15 protein-coding genes and 1 pseudogene are annotated in these 18,380 nt (G+C 60.1%); 10 read left to right on the top strand and 6 right to left on the bottom strand.

What is annotated here, in order from left to right; all coding sequences use genetic code 11:
- Positions 1-6 precede the first annotated feature (6 nt).
- Both argJ and secA read right to left on the bottom strand, forming a co-directional pair.
- Positions 7-1,224 (bottom strand): bifunctional glutamate N-acetyltransferase/amino-acid acetyltransferase ArgJ, encoded by a 1,218-nt coding sequence (gene argJ / locus AC1RS8_RS13985; RefSeq protein WP_090457453.1) that lies wholly within the window; start codon positions 1,222-1,224, stop codon positions 7-9.
- Positions 1,225-1,344: 120 nt separating this feature from the next.
- The gene (secA, locus tag AC1RS8_RS13980; protein ID WP_489339138.1) at positions 1,345-4,080 is read right to left on the bottom strand and encodes a preprotein translocase subunit SecA; all 2,736 of its coding nucleotides are present in this window, start codon (positions 4,078-4,080) and stop codon (positions 1,345-1,347) included.
- A gap of 307 nt (positions 4,081-4,387) precedes the next feature.
- Between secA and AC1RS8_RS13975 the strand changes: the two genes are divergently transcribed.
- Positions 4,388-4,843, top strand: coding sequence for a DUF721 domain-containing protein (locus AC1RS8_RS13975; RefSeq protein WP_090457454.1), 456 nt, complete (start codon positions 4,388-4,390; stop codon positions 4,841-4,843).
- 102 nt (positions 4,844-4,945) lie between these two features.
- Here the strand turns inward: AC1RS8_RS13975 and AC1RS8_RS13970 are convergent, their stop codons facing one another.
- On the bottom strand, positions 4,946-6,424 hold the full coding sequence (locus AC1RS8_RS13970; RefSeq protein ID WP_090457982.1) for a helicase HerA-like domain-containing protein: 1,479 nt from the start codon (positions 6,422-6,424) through the stop codon (positions 4,946-4,948).
- Positions 6,425-6,612: 188 nt separating this feature from the next.
- On the opposite strand from AC1RS8_RS13970, the pseudogene AC1RS8_RS13965 reads away from it, so the two are divergent.
- The 5 genes and pseudogenes from AC1RS8_RS13965 to gpgF form a co-directional block, all read left to right on the top strand.
- A pseudogene (locus AC1RS8_RS13965) lies at positions 6,613-7,644 on the top strand (HAMP domain-containing protein); the annotation flags it as partial.
- A gap of 93 nt (positions 7,645-7,737) precedes the next feature.
- Positions 7,738-8,502 (top strand): methyl-accepting chemotaxis protein, encoded by a 765-nt coding sequence (locus AC1RS8_RS13960; RefSeq protein WP_412072454.1) that lies wholly within the window; start codon positions 7,738-7,740, stop codon positions 8,500-8,502.
- Positions 8,503-8,711: 209 nt separating this feature from the next.
- On the top strand, positions 8,712-9,824 hold the full coding sequence (gene gpgS / locus AC1RS8_RS13955; RefSeq protein ID WP_057713504.1) for an N-acetylglucosaminyl phosphatidylglycerol synthase: 1,113 nt from the start codon (positions 8,712-8,714) through the stop codon (positions 9,822-9,824).
- Entirely contained in the window at positions 9,817-10,593 is a 777-nt protein-coding gene (gene gpgD / locus AC1RS8_RS13950) for an N-acetylglucosaminyl phosphatidylglycerol deacetylase (protein ID WP_489339139.1), read from the top strand. Before gpgS ends, gpgD begins: the two co-directional genes overlap by 8 nt.
- Entirely contained in the window at positions 10,590-11,585 is a 996-nt protein-coding gene (gene gpgF, locus AC1RS8_RS13945; protein ID WP_429520433.1) for a glucosaminyl phosphatidylglycerol flippase, read from the top strand. Before gpgD ends, gpgF begins: the two co-directional genes overlap by 4 nt.
- Here the strand turns inward: gpgF and AC1RS8_RS13940 are convergent.
- Entirely contained in the window at positions 11,572-11,748 is a 177-nt protein-coding gene (locus AC1RS8_RS13940) for a hypothetical protein (protein WP_173677941.1), read from the bottom strand. The two genes, gpgF and AC1RS8_RS13940, sit on opposite strands and share 14 nt — an antisense overlap.
- A gap of 86 nt (positions 11,749-11,834) precedes the next feature.
- Positions 11,835-12,683 (bottom strand): formyltetrahydrofolate deformylase, encoded by an 849-nt coding sequence (gene purU, locus AC1RS8_RS13935; RefSeq protein ID WP_057713501.1) that lies wholly within the window; start codon positions 12,681-12,683, stop codon positions 11,835-11,837.
- A gap of 336 nt (positions 12,684-13,019) precedes the next feature.
- Here purU and mvaT point away from each other — a divergent pair, with 336 nt between their 5' ends.
- Positions 13,020-13,397, top strand: a complete 378-nt coding sequence (gene mvaT / locus AC1RS8_RS13930; RefSeq protein WP_007933316.1) for a histone-like nucleoid-structuring protein MvaT — start codon at positions 13,020-13,022, stop codon at positions 13,395-13,397.
- Positions 13,398-13,495: 98 nt separating this feature from the next.
- Here the strand turns inward: mvaT and sbcB are convergent, their stop codons facing one another.
- The gene (gene sbcB / locus AC1RS8_RS13925) at positions 13,496-14,926 is read right to left on the bottom strand and encodes an exodeoxyribonuclease I (RefSeq protein WP_489339140.1); all 1,431 of its coding nucleotides are present in this window, start codon (positions 14,924-14,926) and stop codon (positions 13,496-13,498) included.
- A gap of 200 nt (positions 14,927-15,126) precedes the next feature.
- On the opposite strand from sbcB, the gene AC1RS8_RS13920 reads away from it, so the two are divergent.
- The 3 genes from AC1RS8_RS13920 to AC1RS8_RS13910 are packed head-to-tail and all read left to right on the top strand — an operon-like array spanning position 15,127 to position 18,357.
- A complete protein-coding gene (locus AC1RS8_RS13920) occupies positions 15,127-15,852 on the top strand; it encodes an RDD family protein (protein ID WP_489339141.1) in 726 nt (241 codons plus the stop codon).
- Positions 15,849-16,826 carry a stage II sporulation protein M gene (locus AC1RS8_RS13915; RefSeq protein ID WP_489339142.1) on the top strand — a complete coding sequence of 326 codons (978 nt, stop codon included), beginning with the start codon at positions 15,849-15,851 and terminating at the stop codon, positions 16,824-16,826. Before AC1RS8_RS13920 ends, AC1RS8_RS13915 begins: the two co-directional genes overlap by 4 nt.
- Positions 16,813-18,357 carry a DUF4129 domain-containing protein gene (locus AC1RS8_RS13910; protein WP_489339143.1) on the top strand — a complete coding sequence of 515 codons (1,545 nt, stop codon included), beginning with the start codon at positions 16,813-16,815 and terminating at the stop codon, positions 18,355-18,357. Before AC1RS8_RS13915 ends, AC1RS8_RS13910 begins: the two co-directional genes overlap by 14 nt.
- The last annotated feature ends 23 nt before the right edge of the window (positions 18,358-18,380 follow it).

Below are 18,380 nucleotides of genomic sequence, written 5' to 3'. Positions count from 1 at the left end.
TCGATCTTACGTACGGTACTCCGCGTTGATCTTCACGTATTCGTGGGACAGGTCGGTAGTCCAGATGGTTTCGCTGCAATCGCCACGACCCAACTCGATACGGATGGTGATTTCTTCCTGCTGCATCACCGCCGCGCCCTGGGCTTCGGTGTAGGTCGCCGCGCGCGCGCCACGGCTGGCGATGCACACGTCGCCGAGGAACACGTCGATCTTGCTCACGTCCAGGTTCGGTACACCGGCACGGCCGACGGCGGCCAGGATGCGGCCCCAGTTCGGGTCCGAAGCGAAGAGCGCGGTCTTGATCAGCGGCGAGTGGGCCACGGTGTAACCGACGTCCAGGCACTCCTGGTGATTGCCGCCGCCGTTGACTTCAACGGTGACGAATTTGGTCGCGCCTTCACCGTCGCGAACGATGGCCTGGGCTACGTCCATGCACACTTCGAACACCGCTTGCTTGAGCTTGGCAAACAGTTCGCCTTCGGCGCGGGTGATTTCCGGCAGCGCAGCCTGACCGGTGGCGATCAGCATGCAGCAGTCGTTGGTCGAGGTATCACCGTCGATGGTGATGCGGTTGAACGACTTGTTGGCGCCATCGAGCATCAGGTTTTGCAGCACGTCGCGGGAGACTTTGGCGTCGGTGGCGATGTAGCCGAGCATGGTCGCCATGTTCGGGCGAATCATGCCGGCGCCTTTGCTGATGCCGGTAACGGTGATGGTCACACCGTCGTGCTGGAACTGACGACTGGCGCCCTTTGGCAGGGTGTCGGTGGTCATGATGCCGGTGGCGGCAGCTTCCCAGTTGTGGATCGACAGGTCATCGAGGGCCGCTTGCAGCGCGCCTTCGATTTTCTCGACCGGCAGCGGCTCGCCGATCACACCGGTGGAATACGGCAGCACCTGGCTGGCATCGACACCGGTCAACTCGGCCAGTTTCGCGCAAGTGCGCTCGGCGGCGGCCAGGCCAGGTTCGCCCGTGCCAGCGTTGGCATTGCCGGTGTTGGTCAACAGGTAACGCACAGCGCCTTGTACGCGTTGCTTGGCCAGGATCACCGGTGCGGCGCAAAAGGCGTTCAAGGTGAACACGCCGGCAACCGTGGAGCCCTCAACACAGCGCATGACCACAACATCCTTGCGCCCCGGGCGCTTGATGCCAGCCGAGGCGATACCGAGTTCAAAACCGGCAACCGGGTGCAACGTTGGCAAAGGACCAAGACCAACAGCCATGAATGCGCTCCTTTATAAATGATGTCAGCACCGTTTCAGCAGAACGGTGGTTCGAATGGTAAAACGCCGCGACGGCAGAAGCCGGTCGCGGCGCGGGTATTTCAGCGATTGAAACGGGTTTTACTGAATCTGCCCGTGGCAATGCTTGAACTTCTTGCCCGAACCGCAGTAGCACAACTCGTTGCGACCCAGCTTCTGCTCGTTGCGAACCGGTGCAGCAGCGAGAGCAACGTCAATCTCTTCGCCCAACACTTCCGGTTGCTCCAGGCCTGGAGCCTCTTCATGCAGGAACTGCATGCGAGCGGCCAATGCCTCGGCTTCCTGACGCAGGCGCTGCTCCTCTTCGATCGGGTCTTCGCGACGAACCTGAACGTGGGACAGCACACGGATCGAATCGCGCTTGATCGAATCCAGCAATTCGGAGAACAGGGTGAAGGACTCGCGCTTGTATTCCTGCTTCGGGTTCTTCTGGGCATAACCACGCAAGTGGATACCGTGACGCAGGTGATCCATGGTCGACAGGTGGTCTTTCCACAGGTCGTCCAGCACGCGCAGAACGATTTGCTTCTCGAAGGTGCGCAGCGCTTCGGCGCCCGCCTGGTCTTCTTTCTCGTTGTACGCCGCGATCAGTTCCTGCATCAGTTTCTCGCGCAGGGTTTCTTCGTACAGGTGGTCGTCTTCGTCGAGCCACTGCTGGATCGGCAGCGCCACACCGAAATCGCTCTGCAATGCGGCTTCCAGACCGGCCACGTCCCACTGCTCAGGCAGCGACTGTGGAGGAATGTGCGCGCTGACGGTGGCCTCGAGCACGTCCTGACGGAAGTCAGCGATGGTCTCACCGATGTTGTCGGCGGCCAGCAACGTGTTACGCATGTGATAGATCACTTTACGCTGTTCGTTGTTGACGTCGTCGAACTCGAGCAGTTGCTTGCGAATGTCGAAGTTGCGGCCTTCAACCTTGCGCTGGGCCTTTTCGATAGCGTTGGTCACCATGCGGTGCTCGATCGCTTCGCCAGGCTGCATGCCCAGGGCCTTCATGAAGTTCTTCACCCGGTCAGAGGCGAAGATGCGCATCAGGCTGTCTTCCAGCGACAGGTAGAAACGGCTGGAACCGGCGTCGCCCTGACGACCGGCACGACCACGCAGCTGGTTGTCGATACGGCGCGATTCATGGCGCTCGGAGGCAATCACCTGCAAACCGCCCGATTCGAGCACTTGCTGGTGACGTTTCTGCCAGTCGGCCTTGATCTGGGCAATCTGCTCAGGGGTCGGGTTTTCCAGGGAAGCCACTTCCACTTCCCAGTTACCACCCAACAGAATGTCGGTACCACGACCTGCCATGTTGGTGGCGATGGTCAGCGCGCCCGGACGACCGGCCTGGGCAATGATCTCGGCTTCCTTTTCGTGGAACTTGGCGTTCAGGACCTTGTGTTCGATGCCTTCCTTCACGAGCAGGCTGGACATGTGCTCGGAGGTTTCGATGGTGGCGGTACCGACCAGGACCGGACGGCCCGCGGCCATGCTTTCCTTGATGTCGGCCACGATTGCCGCGTATTTCTCGTCGGCAGTCAGGAACACCAGGTCGTTGTAGTCCTTGCGGGCCAGCGGCTTGTTCGGTGGAATCACCATGACCTGCAGGCCATAGATCTGGTGGAACTCGAACGCTTCGGTGTCGGCCGTACCGGTCATGCCGGACAGTTTGTTGTACAGACGGAAGTAGTTCTGGAAAGTGGTCGACGCCAGCGTCTGGCTTTCGGCCTGGATGTTCAGGTTTTCCTTGGCTTCGATGGCCTGGTGCAGGCCTTCGGACAAGCGGCGGCCCGGCATGGTACGGCCGGTGTGCTCGTCGACCAGTACGACCTGACCGTCCTGCACGATGTATTCGACGTTGCGATGGAACAGCTTGTGCGCGCGCAGGCCGGCGTAAACGTGAGTCAGCAGGCTCAGGTTGTGGGCCGAGTACAGGCTCTCGCCTTCAGCCAGCAGGCCGATGCGGGTCAGCGTTTCTTCGACGTACTGGTGACCGGCTTCGTTGAGTTCGACCTGACGGGTCTTCTCGTCGACGGTGAAGTGACCGGCCTGGGTCACTTCGCCTTCGACTTCTTCAACGTGCAGCTTGAGCTGCGGGATCAGCTTGTTGACCTCGATGTACAGCTTGGAGCTGTCTTCGGCCTGACCGGAGATGATCAGCGGGGTACGGGCTTCGTCGATGAGGATGGAGTCGACTTCGTCGATCACGGCAAAATTGAGTTCGCGCTGGAATTTTTCTTCCATGCTGAACGCCATGTTGTCGCGCAGGTAATCGAAACCGAATTCGTTGTTGGTGCCGTAGGTGATGTCGGCGGCGTAGGCAGCGCGCTTTTCTTCCGGCGGCTGGAACGGCGTGACAACGCCGACCGTCAGGCCGAGGAATTCATACAGCGGGCGCATCCAGTTGGCGTCACGGCGGGCCAGGTAGTCGTTCACCGTCACAACGTGCACGCCGTTGCCGGACAGCGCGTTGAGATAAACGCCCAGTGTTGCCACCAGGGTCTTGCCTTCACCGGTACGCATTTCCGCGATCATGCCTTCATGCAAGGTCATGCCGCCGATCAGCTGGACATCGAAGTGGCGCATGCCCATGACACGCTTGCCGGCTTCGCGGGCGACCGCAAAGGCTTCTGGCAGCAGTTTGTCGAGGGACTCCCCTTTGGCGATACGGGCCTTGAACTCGCTTGTCTTGGCACGCAATTGATCGTCCGAAAGGGCCACCATTTGCTCTTCGAAGGCATTGACGAGTTGCACCGTCTTGAGCATGCGTTTGACTTCACGCTCGTTCTTGCTTCCAAAAAGTTTCTTTAACAAAGGCGCAAACATATCGGCAGGATCTTCCACACTAAAGGGATGGAGGGCGGCCCCGTGAGTCGCCCGTGCAGCCCTCATGGCCGCATGCGAACGAGCATTCTACCCGGAAACGATGGAGAGGAAAGTGGCGATATTCCACGATGCTGGCACAGCGCTTTGACGGGGCTCACTTAAAATAAGGGCGTTTTGCTCAACTTCAAGCCGTTCAAGGCAGAAGTTAGTTGTTGATTTAATGGGTAAAGCACCCACAAAAGCAATGGGCGGGTGCACTCGGTGCTTTCTGCTACCATGGCGCCTCTGTTACTTCAGGTGTCTGATCATGGCATTTCGCCCACTTACGGCCAAAGTACCTGCCGTTCTACTACGCGAAGCCAAGCCGCTGAAGGCCATTCTCGGCCACGCTCAACGCCTGGGTCATCTGCAACGTTTGCTCGAAAGCCAATTGCAACCCGCCGCTCGCGAGCATTGCCACGTGGCTTCCTGGCGCGAAGGCAGTTTGTTGCTGATTGTCACCGACGGTCATTGGGCAACCCGCCTGCGCTACCAGCAAAAGCGCCTGCAACGGCAATTGCAGATGTTCGATGAGTTCGCCAATCTGACCCGGATCCTGTTCAAAGTTCAACCGCCGACCGTTCAGCAAGGTGCGGCCGGGCATACCATGGACTTGTCCAACGACGCGGCAGCGACCATCCAGGCCACGGCCGATGGGATCAGCGACCCGAATTTGCGGGCAGCGCTGGAGCGACTGGCGGCGCACGCCAAAACCAGAACCTGATACAAATCCAATGTGGGAGCGAGCTTGCTCGCGATGGCGGTGTGTCAGACGGCATATCCGTTGAATAGCAGACCGCTCCCACATTGATTGTGTTCGCTCAAGCTAGCGGCGTTTTTTGCTGCCTAGCAACGACCCCATCAACCCGCGCACCAACTGTCGGCCAATCTGGTTCGCCGCCTGTTGCATCGCCGATTTCAGTGCCTTCCCTGCCGCGGTGCCAAGGAACTCTCCGGCCTGTTCGGTGAAGCTCGGCTCCTGTTTGCCCTGCTCCGCTTCGGGCTCAGGTGCCAGTCCCTTGCGTCCCATCAGCACCTCATAGGCCGAATCACGGTCAATCGGCTTGTCATAACGCCCCTGCAACGGCGAACCGGCAATCAACGCTGTGCGTTCTGCACCGGTCAAAGGCCCGATCCGCGATTGCGGCGGTGCGACCAGAACCCGCCGGACCATTTCCGGCGTGCCTTTTTCCTGCAGGGTGCCGACCAGCGCCTCCCCTATCCCGAGCTCGGTCAGCACCGACAACGCATCAAACGCCGGGTTCGGCCGGAAACCCTCGGCCACCGCGCGCAGGGACTTCTGTTCCTTGGCGGTGAAGGCACGCAGACCGTGCTGGATGCGCAAGCCCAACTGCGCCAGCACATCATCCGGCAGGTCTCCCGGCGACTGGGTGACGAAATACACCCCTACGCCTTTCGAACGAATCAGCCTCACGACTTGCTCCAGACGATCACGCAATGCCTGGGGCGTACCGTTGAACAACAAGTGGGCCTCGTCGAAAAACAGCGCCAGCAACGGCTTGTCGGCATCGCCACGCTCCGGCAACTGTTCGAACAGCTCTGCCAGCAGCCACAGCAGGAACGTCGCGTAGACTTTCGGCGCTTCATGCACCAGGCGGCTGGCATCCAGCAAATGAATGCGACCGCGCCCGTCCGCCGTGGGCTGGAGGATGTCTTCGAGTTGCAGCGCCGGCTCGCCGAACAAGGCTTCGGCGCCCTGTTGCTCCAGGGTCGCCAGACGTCGCAGCAATGCCTGGCTGGAGCCGGTGGTCATCAATGCCGCATCGTCGCCCAGCAACTGGGGGTTGTCCCGCAGGTGATTGAGCAATGCCTTCAGGTCCTTGAGATCAAGCAACAACAGGCCTTCGCGGTCCGCCACCTTGAACGCGGCGTACAGCGCTGACTGCTGGCTGTCGGTCAACTCCAGCAGACTGCCCAGCAGCAGTGGCCCCATTTCACTCAAGGTTGTGCGTAAAGGATGACCGGACTGACCGTGTATGTCCCACAACGTCACCGGATAAGCCTGAGGCTTGTGGTTGAGCCAGGGCATCCCGGCAATCCGCTCGGCGATCTTGCCCTGGGGATTGCCGGCGGCGCCGAGACCACACAGGTCACCCTTGATGTCCGCGGCGAACACCGCCACGCCGGCATCGCTGAAAGCTTCGGCCATTCGTTGCAAAGTGACGGTCTTGCCGGTGCCGGTCGCGCCCGCGATCAATCCGTGGCGGTTCGCCAGGCGCATGGCCTGGGCAGTCGGCTGCCCTTCTGGATCGGCGCCGATAACGAGTTGCAATGAGTCAGGCATTTGGTCACCCATGATTAATCTTTGGTCCTACACGGCCGATAGAGATAACGACAAAGCAGTCAGACACGATCTGGTCGGAAATTTCCCTAAGGAGAGTCGGAAAATTCACTTGCTTTCAACCTTGCCCGTCGTGCGTCCCTTTATAAAAGCACGCGCTGGACATTAAGACCTTAGCGGAACCCCAAGCCATGAACAAAAATCTGCGTTTCAGCCATAAAATCCTGCTTGCTGCCGCCCTCATTGTGATTGCCGCCTTCGCCTCCTTTACGCTGTACAACGACTACTTGCAGCGCAATGCCATCCGCCAAGACCTGGAAAATTATCTGCAGGAAATGGGCGCGGTGACCGCCAACAATATCCAGACCTGGTTGAACGGGCGCAGCCTGTTGATTGAAAACCTGTCACAAACTGTCGCGCTCAACCCCGATGCCGACAACGTTTCCAGCCTGCTTGTACAAAAAGCCGTGACCTCGACCTTCATGGGCGCCTACCTCGGCAGCAAGGATGGTTCTTTCATCATTCGCCCGGACAGCAAGATGCCCGATGGCTACGACCCGCGTGCACGTCCCTGGTACAAGAGCGCGCAAGGCAGCAGCGGTTCGGCATTGACCGAGCCTTATATTGATCTGGCCTCCGGCCAACTGGTGATTTCCATTGTCGACAGCGTTATCAAGGACGGCCAGAACATCGGCGTGGTCGGTGGCGACCTGAGTTTGCAGGTGATCGCCGACAGCCTTGGCAAGCTGGATTTCGACGGCATGGGTTATGCGTTCCTGGTCAGCTCCGACGGCAAGATCCTGGTACATCCCGACAAAGCGCTGGCGATGAAGACGCTCAAGGATGTCTACCCGCAAGACACGCCGGCCATCAGCAGCGCCATGAGCGAAATCCTGGTCGACGGCAAAACCCGCATCGTGACCTTCACCCCGATCAAAGGCTTGTCATCGGTCAACTGGTACATCGGTCTGTCGGTCGATAAGGAAAAAGCCTACTCGATGCTCAGCGAATTCCGCACCTCGGCTGTGGTTGCGACCATCATTGCCGTGGCCATCATCATCGCCCTGCTCGGCATGCTGATTCGCATCCTGACCCAGCCGTTGCACGTCATGACCCGCGCCATGGCCGACATCGCCGACGGCGAAGGCGACCTGACCAAGCGCCTGACCATCCAGAACAATGACGAATTCGGCACTCTGGGCACCGCGTTCAACCGTTTCGTCGAGCGCATTCACGGCTCGATCCGCGAAGTGTCTTCGGCCACCGGGCAAGTCAACGAAGTGGCATTGCGCGTAGTGGCGGCTTCCAATTCGTCGATGTTCAACTCCGACCAGCAAGCCTCGCGCACCAGCAGCGTCGCGGCCGCAATCAACCAGCTCGGCGCCGCCGCCCAGGAAATTGCCCGTAACGCCGCTCAGGCTTCGAGCCAGGCCAGCGATGCCCGCAGCCTGGCCGAAGACGGCCAGCAAGTGGTGGACCGCAGTATCGTGGCGATGAATCAACTATCGAGCATGCTCAGTGCATCGAGTTCCAACATCGAATCGCTGAACAGTAAAACGGTGAACATCGGGCAGATTCTCGAAGTGATCACCAGCATTTCCCAGCAAACCAACTTGCTGGCGCTCAACGCCGCCATTGAAGCCGCCCGCGCCGGTGAAGCCGGTCGTGGATTTGCCGTGGTGGCGGACGAAGTGCGCAACCTGGCACATCGCACGCAGGAATCGGCGCAACAGGTGCAAACCATGATCGAGGAGCTGCAGGTTGGCGCCCGGGAATCGGTCAGCACCATGAGCGACAGTCAGCGCCACAGCCAGGACAGCGTGGAAATCGCCAACCTTGCGGGTGAGCGCCTGAACAGCGTGACGCTGCGTATCGGTGAAATCGACGGCATGAACCAGTCGGTGGCCACCGCGACCGAAGAACAGACCGCCGTAGTGGAGTCGATCAACGTCGACATCACCGAAATCAACACGCTGAACCAGGAAGGTGTGGAAAACCTGCAATCGACATTGCGCGCGTGCTCGGACCTTGAGCAGCAGGCGGCGCGGTTGAAGCAGTTGGTAGGTAGCTTCAGGATATAAGGCAACCTCACCGGCCTCATCGCGAGCAAGCTCGCTCCCACAGTAGATCTATAGTGCGACAAAGATTCCTGTGGGAGCGAGCTTGCTCGCGATAGCGGCCTGCCAAACGATACATCCCCCCGCCGACATCCCTCCCGCAAACCCCAACCGAACATCTATCCTTCATATAGGTCAACCAAAGGAGTAACAGGACCGGAGGATCGTTCATCGTGCATATCGCGGACATCACCATGTTCTACGCCCCTGCCAGCGGAGGCGTGCGCACTTATCTGGATGCCAAGCACCGTCGCCTGGGCATCAAGCCAGGCATTCGCCACAGTTTGCTGATCCCCGGATCATCCTTTGGAGAGCAGGATGGCATCTTCACAGTTCCCGCCCCTGCCCTGCCCTTCGGCAAGGGCTATCGCTTTCCTCTGCGTCTGGCGCCCTGGCGCAATGTCCTGCAAGACTTGCAACCCGACCTGATCGAAGTCGGCGACCCCTACCTCACCGCTTGGGCAGCGCTGGATGCGCGGCGCCAACTCGATGTGCCGATCATCGGTTTTTATCACTCGGACCTGCCCCTGCTGGTCAGCAACCGCATGGGCAACTGGGTGACCAACAACGTCGAGGCCTATGTCAGCAAGCTCTACGGCAACTTCGACCGGGTCCTGGCGCCCAGCCGGGTCATGGCCGACAAACTCACCGGGCTTGGGGTCAGGAATGTCTTCGTGCAGCCGCTCGGCGTTGACCTGCAAACCTTCAATCCCGATGCCAGAGACCCCGGGTTGCGGGCCGAACTGGGTCTGGACGAAAACACCCACCTCTTGATCTTTGCCGGGCGCGGTTCCAAGGAAAAAAACCTGCCGGTGCTGCTCGACTGCATGAAACGCCTGGGCCGACGCTATCACCTGCTGCTGGTTGGGTCGTCGATGCCCACGGCCGTGCCCTCCAACGTGACGGTGATCGACGAGTTCTGCCCGGCGGCGCAGGTGGCCCGCCTGATGGCCAGCGCCGACGCCTTGCTCCACGCTGGCGATCAGGAAACCTTCGGCCTGGTGATACTCGAAGCCATGGCCAGCGGTATTCCGGTGGTAGCCGTGGCGGCCGGGGCGTTCGAAGAAATCGTCACCGAGGACTGCGGCCTGCTCTGTGCGCCGAACAATCCCGCCGCGATGGCCACCGCTGTTCGAGAACTGTTCGGCTCGGGCAGCGTAGCGCTGGGCCAACAGGCGCGATTACATGTCGAACGACATTATGCCTGGGACACGGTGGTCACCAGTTTGCTGCGTCACTACCACGCCGTGCTCGGCAGCCAATGGCCGCTGACAGCCAATGGTTGAGCCCATGAACAGTCCCGCTTTACTGCTGGTACTGCACGACGTGGCGCCGCCCACCTGGGCCGATTACCAGCCGTTCGTCAAAGCCGTCGACGCTTTGGGTGGCGTACCGATCACCTGGCTGGTGGTGCCGGATTTGCACAAACACAACAATCTGGACGCCCATCCGCAATTTTGCCGCCAGCTCAGTGCCAGGGTCGCCCGAGGCGACGAACTGGCACTGCATGGCTATTTCCATTACGACGACGGGCCGATGACCATCAATCCCAGCGACTGGTTCATGCGCCGGATCTACACCCACGAAGGCGAGTTTTACCGTTTGTCGCAGGAAGACGCCCTCGCCCGCCTGCGTTCGGGCATCGAGATGTTCCACCGCCATGACTGGCCGCTGGAAGGGTTCGTCGCCCCAGCCTGGCTGATGAGCCAAGGCACTCGCCAGGCATTGCGCCAATTGCCGCTGAGTTACACCAGCGACTCGCAACATTTATACCGGCTACCGGATTTCACCGCGCTCCAGGCGCCGGGGCTGGTCTGGAGTGCGCGCAGTGCCTGGCGCCGGGGTGTGTCGAAGCTCGTCAGCGACCGGCGTGAACAGCGCTGGCAGCACGCTCCGGTGATTCGTCTGGGTCTGCACCCGGTGGACATGCGCCATGAGTTCTCGCGCCGATACTGGCTAAAAACTCTTGAGCGCCAGCTCGACAACGGACGGATGCCAATGACCAAGGCCCACTGGCTGGCGATGCAAAACGGCCGACTGGGCCGTGCCGCATGAGTCGCGCACTGCTGTTGCTCGTCGGTCTGCTCGCGGCAGTGCTGATTCCATTACTGTTGGGCGGCAGCGAAATCTGGTCTCGGCTGACCGCCTTTCCGCTGCCGTGGGTGCTGATCATGTTCGGCATGATCCTGTTGTGCTGGGGGGTGAACACCCTGCGTTTGCGCCTATTGCTGGGGGATCAATGCAACAAAGTCAGCCGGCTCAGGAGCCTCGGCGTGGTGATGGCCGCCGAATTCGCCTACTGCGCCACGCCCGGCGGCAGTGGCGGGCCTCTGACGATCATGGCTTTGCTGGCGCGTCACGGCGTGCGTCCGGCCAGGGGCAGTGCGGTGTTTGCCATGGATCAACTGAGCGACTTGCTGTTTTTTCTCTGTGCCCTGAGCGGGATTCTGATTTACGCCCTGTTCCAGCACCTCAGCCAGCGTATGGAATGGATGCTGATGGTCAGCGCCGTTTCGCTGTTCGGCGGCCTGATCAGTTGCGTCATGGTGGCGCGCTATCACCGATTATTGATTCGCCTGAGTGGTCGTTGGCTCGCCCGACTCAATGTCAAAGCGGCCACTCGAATGCGCTGGGCGCGCAAACTCCTGCAGTTTCTGGCGGCGTTTACCGACACGTTGAAGTTGCCCGTGCAGACCTTGATCAAGGTATTCGCCCTGACCTGTGTGCATTGGGGCCTGCGCTACAGCGTGCTGTACCTGGCGTTGCGTGGGCTCGGCGCGGATTTGCAGTGGGCCTGGAGTTTTCTGATCCAGATGCTGGCACTGAGCGCCGGGCAATTCAGCCTGCTGCCGGGCGGAGCCGGGGCGGCCGAGTTGACGTCCGCCGCACTGCTGGCGCCCATGGTCGGGAAGTCCACGGCAGCCGCGGCGATTCTGATTTGGCGGGCGGTAACCTATTACTTCTATTTACTGGTCGGTGGGCCGGTGTTTCTGCTGATGCTGGGTCGGCCGCTGCTGAAGAAGTTGATGAAACTCAGGCAGGCTTAGGTTTGTCCTCGGGCTCTTGCTGCAACTGTTCCCACAACTGCGCGGCGTCGGGAAACTCCGTACCGGTTTCAGGCCCCATGTCATCCGGGTCGTAGCGGCTCAGGCAACCCTCGCCCAGCGTGGCGGGAGCCTTGGAAGTGGCTTTGTCCAGTGGATCGGCCATGGTCATGTCCTCGGTGCAAAAACGGCGAAGGGCCTGAAGCGATTGAACGCCCAGGCCCTTCGAATTTCAACTGTGACGTACGTCTGTCAGAAGACGACGGTCTTGTTGCCGTGCACCAGCACGCGGTCTTCCAGGTGATAACGCAAGCCACGGGCCAGCACCATTTTCTCGACATCGCGGCCGAAACGCACCATGTCTTCGATGCTGTCGCTGTGGTTGACGCGCACCACGTCCTGCTCGATGATCGGGCCGGCATCCAGCTCTTCGGTCACATAGTGGCAAGTCGCGCCAATCAGCTTCACGCCGCGCAGGGAGGCCTGGTGGTACGGCTTGGCACCGACGAACGACGGCAGGAAGCTGTGGTGAATGTTGATGACCTTGTGCGCGTATTCGCTGCACAACTCAGGCGGCAGGATCTGCATGTAGCGGGCAAGTACCACCACTTCGGCATCGTGTTGCTTGACCAGGCGCGAAACCTCGGTGAAGGCTGGCTGCTTGTCCTGCGGATTGACCGGGACGTGGTAGTACGGAATACCGTGCCACTCCACCATGCTGCGCAAGTCATCATGGTTGGAAATCACACAGGAAATTTCGCAGTCCAGTTCATCGCTGTGCCAGCGGTGCAGCAAGTCGGCCAGGCAGTGCGACTCGCGGCTGGCCATCAGGACCACGCGCTTCTTTTGCTCGGTATCGGTGATGCGCCAGTCCATCGAGAACTCTTCGGCGATCGGGGCAAAGGCTTCACGAAACGCTTCTATACCAAATGGCAGGGAGTCGGCACGGATTTCGTGACGCATGAAGAACCAGCCACTGAGATTGTCCGAGTGATGGCTCGCTTCAGTGATCCAGCCGTTGTGTGATGCCAGAAAGTTACTGACTTTGGCAACGATGCCAACACGGTCCGGGCAAGAAATCACCAGACGAAAAGTGCGCATGAGGGGGGAACTCCAGAACTTCGCAAAGGCCGCCATTCTAGCGATTGCGCAACAAAACTGCAGTATTGTTGACGTTTCGCCCTGCCGGAAGGTCAGTGCGGCAGGGCGGACACCAGCAGTGCCTGCTTGCACAGATGCTCTTGCGGTGCCGGCCAATTGTTAATTTATGTATATCTGACAGACCGGGACCACACTAATAATCGCACTACCAATGCGCGCCAGAACCCCGGCAATTAAATTGAATAAACTTGCCTTAAATGTTTACTTGATGAAACACCGTGACTATTATTGCCGCACTGTCACCTGCCATCCAGCGCACAACATAAGGTAGTCCACATGTCCTTGATCAACGAATATCGCGCCACCGAAGAAGCTATCAAAGAGCTGCAAGCCCGTTTGAAGAACCTGTCCCAAGACGACAAACTGCAAACCGAGCTGGAATTCGAAGGCAAACTGCGCACCCTGATGGGTGAATACTCCAAGTCCCTGCGTGACATCATCGCGCTGCTGGATCCAGAATCCAAAACCAAGGCACCACGCGGCGGTGCAGTGAAAACTACCGGCACCAAGCGTGCTCGCAAAGTTAAACAATACAAAAACCCGCACAACGGTGAAGTCATCGAAACCAAAGGTGGCAACCACAAGACTCTGAAAGAGTGGAAAGCCAAGTGGGGCGGTGACGTGGTGGAAGGCTGGGCTACCCTGCTGGGCTAAGCCTCAGAGCTTGTCGCAGATGGATCCGTGACAAAAAATAACGCCAGCAAATGCTGGCGTTATTTATGCTCGGCGTTTAAGCCCTGGCATGTTCGATTTCAAAGACTCAAACGCTGGCGCAGTCCCTGGACATAATCCTGCCACTCACCGAGCACCCCCTGCTGAAACGCAGTAGCACTAACGCTCAATTGGGCCGCGGCTTCTACAAAACTTTCAAGGGTATTTGGCGCACCCCATTCAGGGTCTGACAAACGTTTCTGACAGAATATTCGCCAGCGCTCTTGCTCTTCGGAATTCAACGTGTCGGGAAAGTTGCGTGCGCGATATCGAAACAGCAATTCAGGCAAACGTTCGTCATCGAAGGGCCACTGCTCTTGTGCCAATTGCATCGGGTCAACGGCCCTGACTTGTTCACACAATCGTCGATCCCGATCACCGATAAATCCATCGTATAACTGTTGCTCCGGATCCTGGCTCTGGGAAAAGTCTTCGCGGGCATAAATCGCCAGGATTTTATCCAGCCAAACTTTCCGGGCGTCATTGAGCTGCGACACCCTCTGCTGATACAGCGCCATATCCAGCCCCAGACGCTGCTGATCTTCCTGGCGAAGTACCGACAACGGTGCCACCACCGGGCACTTGTTGATGTGAATCAGCTTCAACGGCACCGGCAACTCGCCTTCGGCCAGTTCGTCGCGGCGGGTATACAAGCGCTGGCGCAAACTTTCGGCATCCAGGTCGAGCAGGCCCTGGGGATCCAGGTGCAGATCACAGACAATCAGGGCGTTCTTGTTGCGCGGGTGCCAGGCCAGCGGCAACACCACCCCCACATAGTTGCGCGCGGCCGAAAAACGTCCGGAAACATGCACCAGCGGTTGCAGCAGGCGTATCTGGTCCATGACTTTTTGCTTGCTGCGCAGTTGAAATAACCAGTCGTACAGCTTTGGCTGTTTTTCCCGTATCAGGCGCGCCAGGGCGATCGTCGCGCGAACGTCCGACAGTGCTTCGTGGGCATTGCCATGATCGATGCCATTGGCAGCGGTCAGGCGTTCGAGCTTGAGCGTGACCCGCCCCTCGTCATCGGTCGGCCAGACCAGGCCATCGGGACGCAAGGCATAGGCGGCGCGCACCACATCAATCAGGTCCCAGCGGCTATTGCCGCCCTGCCACTCCCGCGCATAGGGGTCGAAAAAGTTTCGGTACAGGCTGTAGCGGGTCATCTCGTCATCGAAACGCAAGGTGTTATACCCCGCACCACAGGTACCGGGCGCCGCGAGTTGGGCATGCACCCGGGTCATGAAATCGGCTTCGCTCAAGCCGTGCTCTTGCAGTTGCCCGGGGGTGATTCCCGTGATCGCGCAGGCGGCAGGATGCGGCAGGATGTCGTCACTGGGCTGGCAGTAAAGATTGACCGGCTCGTCGATTTCATTGAGATCGAAGTCGGTGCGCAGGCCGGCCATTTGCAACGGACGGTCACTACGGGGATTGATGCCAGTGGTTTCGTAGTCGTACCAGAAAATGGAGGTCACGGGCGATTCCTGAACTGAAGATCGGCAAAGTCTAGGCGTTCACCGCCCGCCCCGGCCAGTAGTCTTGTCATTCAAGCACCTTGCGCGACTCACCATGCAATGCATAGTTATGTCGTTTCCCCCGCCCCCCGCCCCTCGAATAGGCTGCTAGCATCGAATGGATACACAATCCCGAATAAGGCCACATCATCAGGTTGCCCATGCTCGAGACCACAGCACAGCCACGGAATGCGCCGCTGTCACCGCCGCTGGATACGCGGTATCAGGTTGAAACGCCGGAGGGCGTCGACCTGCCACTGCGCCCGGCCGGGTTGATGGTCCGTGCGCTGGCATTCTCCATTGATCTTGGTTTGCGCGGCCTGGTCCTGGGCGTGCTGTTCATTGTGCTGGCGATGCTCGGCAAACTCGGAGCCGGGCTCGGCTCGATCCTGCTGTTCGTGGTGAGCTGGTGGTACATGGTGCTGTTCGAGGTGCTGAATCACGGTCGCTCGCCGGGCAAGCAATGGATGGGCCTGCAGGTGGTGCACGACGATGGCACCCCGGTCGGCTGGTCGGCGTCGCTGTTGCGCAACCTGCTGCGCGTTGTCGACCTGCTGCCGTTCGGTTACTTCCTCGGGGCCATCAGTTGCCTGCAACATCCCCACTTCAAGCGCCTCGGCGATATCGCCGCCGGGACCCTGGTGATCTACCGCGAACGACCGCACACCCGCCCCCAGCTCCCCGAAGCCCGGCCCCGCCGCCCGGCCTTTGTCCTGACACTCACCGAGCAACGGGCCATCCTCGGGTTTGCCGAGCGCCAGGGTGAACTCTCCGAAGCGCGGGTCAATGAACTGGCTTCGATTCTCGCCCACCCCTTGCAAGTCCAACCGCCGCAGGCAGTGACCGAGCTCAACGGCATCGCCCGCGGGTTGTTGGGGCCGACATGAAGCAAAGCCTTTTTGAAAGCCGGCACAAGGCCGAATGGGACCATTTCACCCATCTGCTCGAGCAGTTGGAACGGGACGGCAAGGCTACCGAAGCCGGCAGTTTCCCGAAGGACTACCGACGCCTCTGCCAACACCTGGCACTGGCACGGGAGCGTGGCTACAGCAGTTTTCTGATCGACTCCTTGCAGCAACAGGTGCTGCGCGGACACCAACAGCTTTACCGTCATCGCAGCCATTTGGGGGCCAATGTGCTGGCGTTCATCCTGGCCGACTTTCCGCGACTGGTGCGCGAACAGTGGCGTTTTGTCCTCGCCGCCAGCCTGATGTTTTTTGGCAGCCTGGCCGGTTTCGCGCTGCTGGTGTACCTGTACCCGGAGCTGGTCTACAACCTGATCCCCGCCGAGCAGGTCAGCGAGATGCAAAGCATGTACGACCCCGTCGCCGGTCACCTCGGGCGCACAGCGGAACGAGCCGCCAGTGAGGACTGGGCGATGTTCGGCTACTACATCATGCACAACATCGGCATTGCCTTTCAGACCTTCGCCAGTGGTTTGCTGTTCGGTCTGGGCAGCGTGTTTTTCCTGATTTTCAACGGCCTGATGATCGGTGCGGTGGCCGGGCACCTGACCTACGTCGGCTACGGGCAAACCTTTTGGTCATTCGTGATCGGCCATGGCGCTTTCGAACTCAGCGCCATCGCCCTGGCCGGTGCCGCCGGTCTGAAGCTGGGCTGGGCCTTGGTCGCCCCGGGGCGCCTGCCACGGGCCGAGGCCTTGCGATTGGCTGCGCGCAAGAGCGTGCTGCTGATCTGCGGGGTCATGCTGTTTCTGTTGATCGCGGCGTTTATCGAAGCCTATTGGTCGTCAATGAACGGCCCTTCGCACCAGACCAAATATCTGGTCGGCGCGGCGCTCTGGCTGTTGGTGGTGGTTTATCTCGTGTTTGCCGGACGTCAGCGCCATGCGCCTGAGTGACGCCACGGTGGTGATTCGCCCGCGCTCGACCTGGGAAGCCATGGACCTGGGGGTGCTGCTGAGCCAACGCCACCGACGCCTGTTGATGACCAGTTGGGCCTTGGTCACCTTGCCGGTTTTCGCGCTGCTCAGTTGGGGGCTCTGGGATTCGCCCGATCTCGCCGTGTTCATTTTCTGGTGGCTGAAGCCGGCGTTCGAACGCCTTCCCCTATACATCCTGTCCAAAGCCATGTTCGGTGAAACGCCCACGCTCAAACAGGCCCTGCGCCAATGGCCACGTCTGCTCAAGCCGCAATTGCTGGCCAGCCTGACCTGGCGACGCCTGAGTTTGCCCCGCAGTTTCGTGATGCCGGTGGTGCAACTCGAAGGACTGGGCGGGCAGCAACGGCAACAACGCCTACAGGTGCTGTTGCAGCGAGACGCCGGCGCCGCACGCTGGCTGACGATCATCGGCGCGCACCTGGAAGGCGCATTGTGGGTCGGCTTGATGGTGTTGTTCTACCTGCTGCTGCCACAACAGGTCGCGCTCGACTGGAGCTGGCAGTCGCTGATCTCGGCGGCCACCCAGGACTGGCGTTGGCTGGAACACCTGACTAATGCCTTTTATGCACTGGTGCTGGTGGTCTGGGAACCGATCTATGTCGCCTGCGGTTTCAGTCTGTACCTGAACCGGCGCACCGTGCTGGAGGCCTGGGATATCGAACTGGTGTTTCGCCGGATGCGCCAACGTCTGGTCAGTGCAGGCGCTGTCCTGTTGATGGCCGTGATTATGCTGATGCCAACCACCCACAACGCATGGGCCACAGAACCGGCCCTCTCACCCGACAGCCCGCGCCTGCTGGGCCAGCCCCTGACCAGTCAGGCCTCCAGGGACAGCATCAAGGCGATCCTCGAACAGGCGCCCTTCAAGAACCGGGAATCGGTCACGCGCTACCGCTTTGGCGAAGAGCAACCGAATGCTGAAGCTTTGGACGACGGCAAGACACCACAATGGTTGAAGGCGCTGTTGAAGCTGTTCGAGGGGCAACACTTCGGGGCATTGGCGACACTGATCGAAATCGTACTGTGGGGCATCGTCATTGGCGCCGTCGGCCTGTTGATCTGGCGCTATCGCGACTGGCTGCAGGCGTTCGTCAGCCGACGACCGCCCCTCAATGTCAAAGCCACGCGACCGTTACCGCAGCAGGCCTTCGGCCTGGACCTCAAGCCCGAATCCCTACCCGCCGACATCGCCGCCCACGCCGAAAGCCTCTGGCAAGCCCACCCACGCGAAGCGCTTGGCTTGCTCTATCGCGCTCTGCTCAGCCGCCTGCTGCACGACTTCAATATCGCGCTCAAGGCCGCCGACACCGAAGGCCAGGTGCTTCGGCGTGTCGAGCTACTGCAGCAGCCGGCCTTGCTGGCCTACAGCCAAAACCTGACCGGGCACTGGCAAAACATGGCCTACGGGCATCGCCTGCCGCCCGCTCAAGTGCAACAGGAACTGTGTAATGGCTGGCGTGTTCTGTTCGGTCCGGAGGCTGTCCGTTGAGTCGGCGCCGGGGTTCGATAGCC

The sequence above is a fragment of the Pseudomonas sp. GW821-FHT12A04 genome (assembly GCF_058807755.1).
The sequence above is the reverse complement of the archived record's forward strand: the minus strand, read 5'-3'. Positions and strand labels throughout refer to the sequence as shown.

Coding starts and splice junctions, on each gene's coding strand:
- argJ (WP_090457453.1), bottom strand. CDS start 1,224: ATGGCTGTTGGTCTTGGTCCTTTGCCAACGTTGCACCCGGTTGCCGGT.
- secA (WP_489339138.1), bottom strand. CDS start 4,080: ATGTTTGCGCCTTTGTTAAAGAAACTTTTTGGAAGCAAGAACGAGCGT.
- AC1RS8_RS13975 (WP_090457454.1), top strand. CDS start 4,388: ATGGCATTTCGCCCACTTACGGCCAAAGTACCTGCCGTTCTACTACGC.
- AC1RS8_RS13970 (WP_090457982.1), bottom strand. CDS start 6,424: ATGCCTGACTCATTGCAACTCGTTATCGGCGCCGATCCAGAAGGGCAG.
- AC1RS8_RS13960 (WP_412072454.1), top strand. CDS start 7,738: ATGTTCAACTCCGACCAGCAAGCCTCGCGCACCAGCAGCGTCGCGGCC.
- gpgD (WP_489339139.1), top strand. CDS start 9,817: ATGGTTGAGCCCATGAACAGTCCCGCTTTACTGCTGGTACTGCACGAC.
- gpgF (WP_429520433.1), top strand. CDS start 10,590: ATGAGTCGCGCACTGCTGTTGCTCGTCGGTCTGCTCGCGGCAGTGCTG.
- AC1RS8_RS13940 (WP_173677941.1), bottom strand. CDS start 11,748: ATGGCCGATCCACTGGACAAAGCCACTTCCAAGGCTCCCGCCACGCTG.
- purU (WP_057713501.1), bottom strand. CDS start 12,683: ATGCGCACTTTTCGTCTGGTGATTTCTTGCCCGGACCGTGTTGGCATC.
- mvaT (WP_007933316.1), top strand. CDS start 13,020: ATGTCCTTGATCAACGAATATCGCGCCACCGAAGAAGCTATCAAAGAG.
- AC1RS8_RS13920 (WP_489339141.1), top strand. CDS start 15,127: ATGCTCGAGACCACAGCACAGCCACGGAATGCGCCGCTGTCACCGCCG.
- AC1RS8_RS13915 (WP_489339142.1), top strand. CDS start 15,849: ATGAAGCAAAGCCTTTTTGAAAGCCGGCACAAGGCCGAATGGGACCAT.
- AC1RS8_RS13910 (WP_489339143.1), top strand. CDS start 16,813: ATGCGCCTGAGTGACGCCACGGTGGTGATTCGCCCGCGCTCGACCTGG.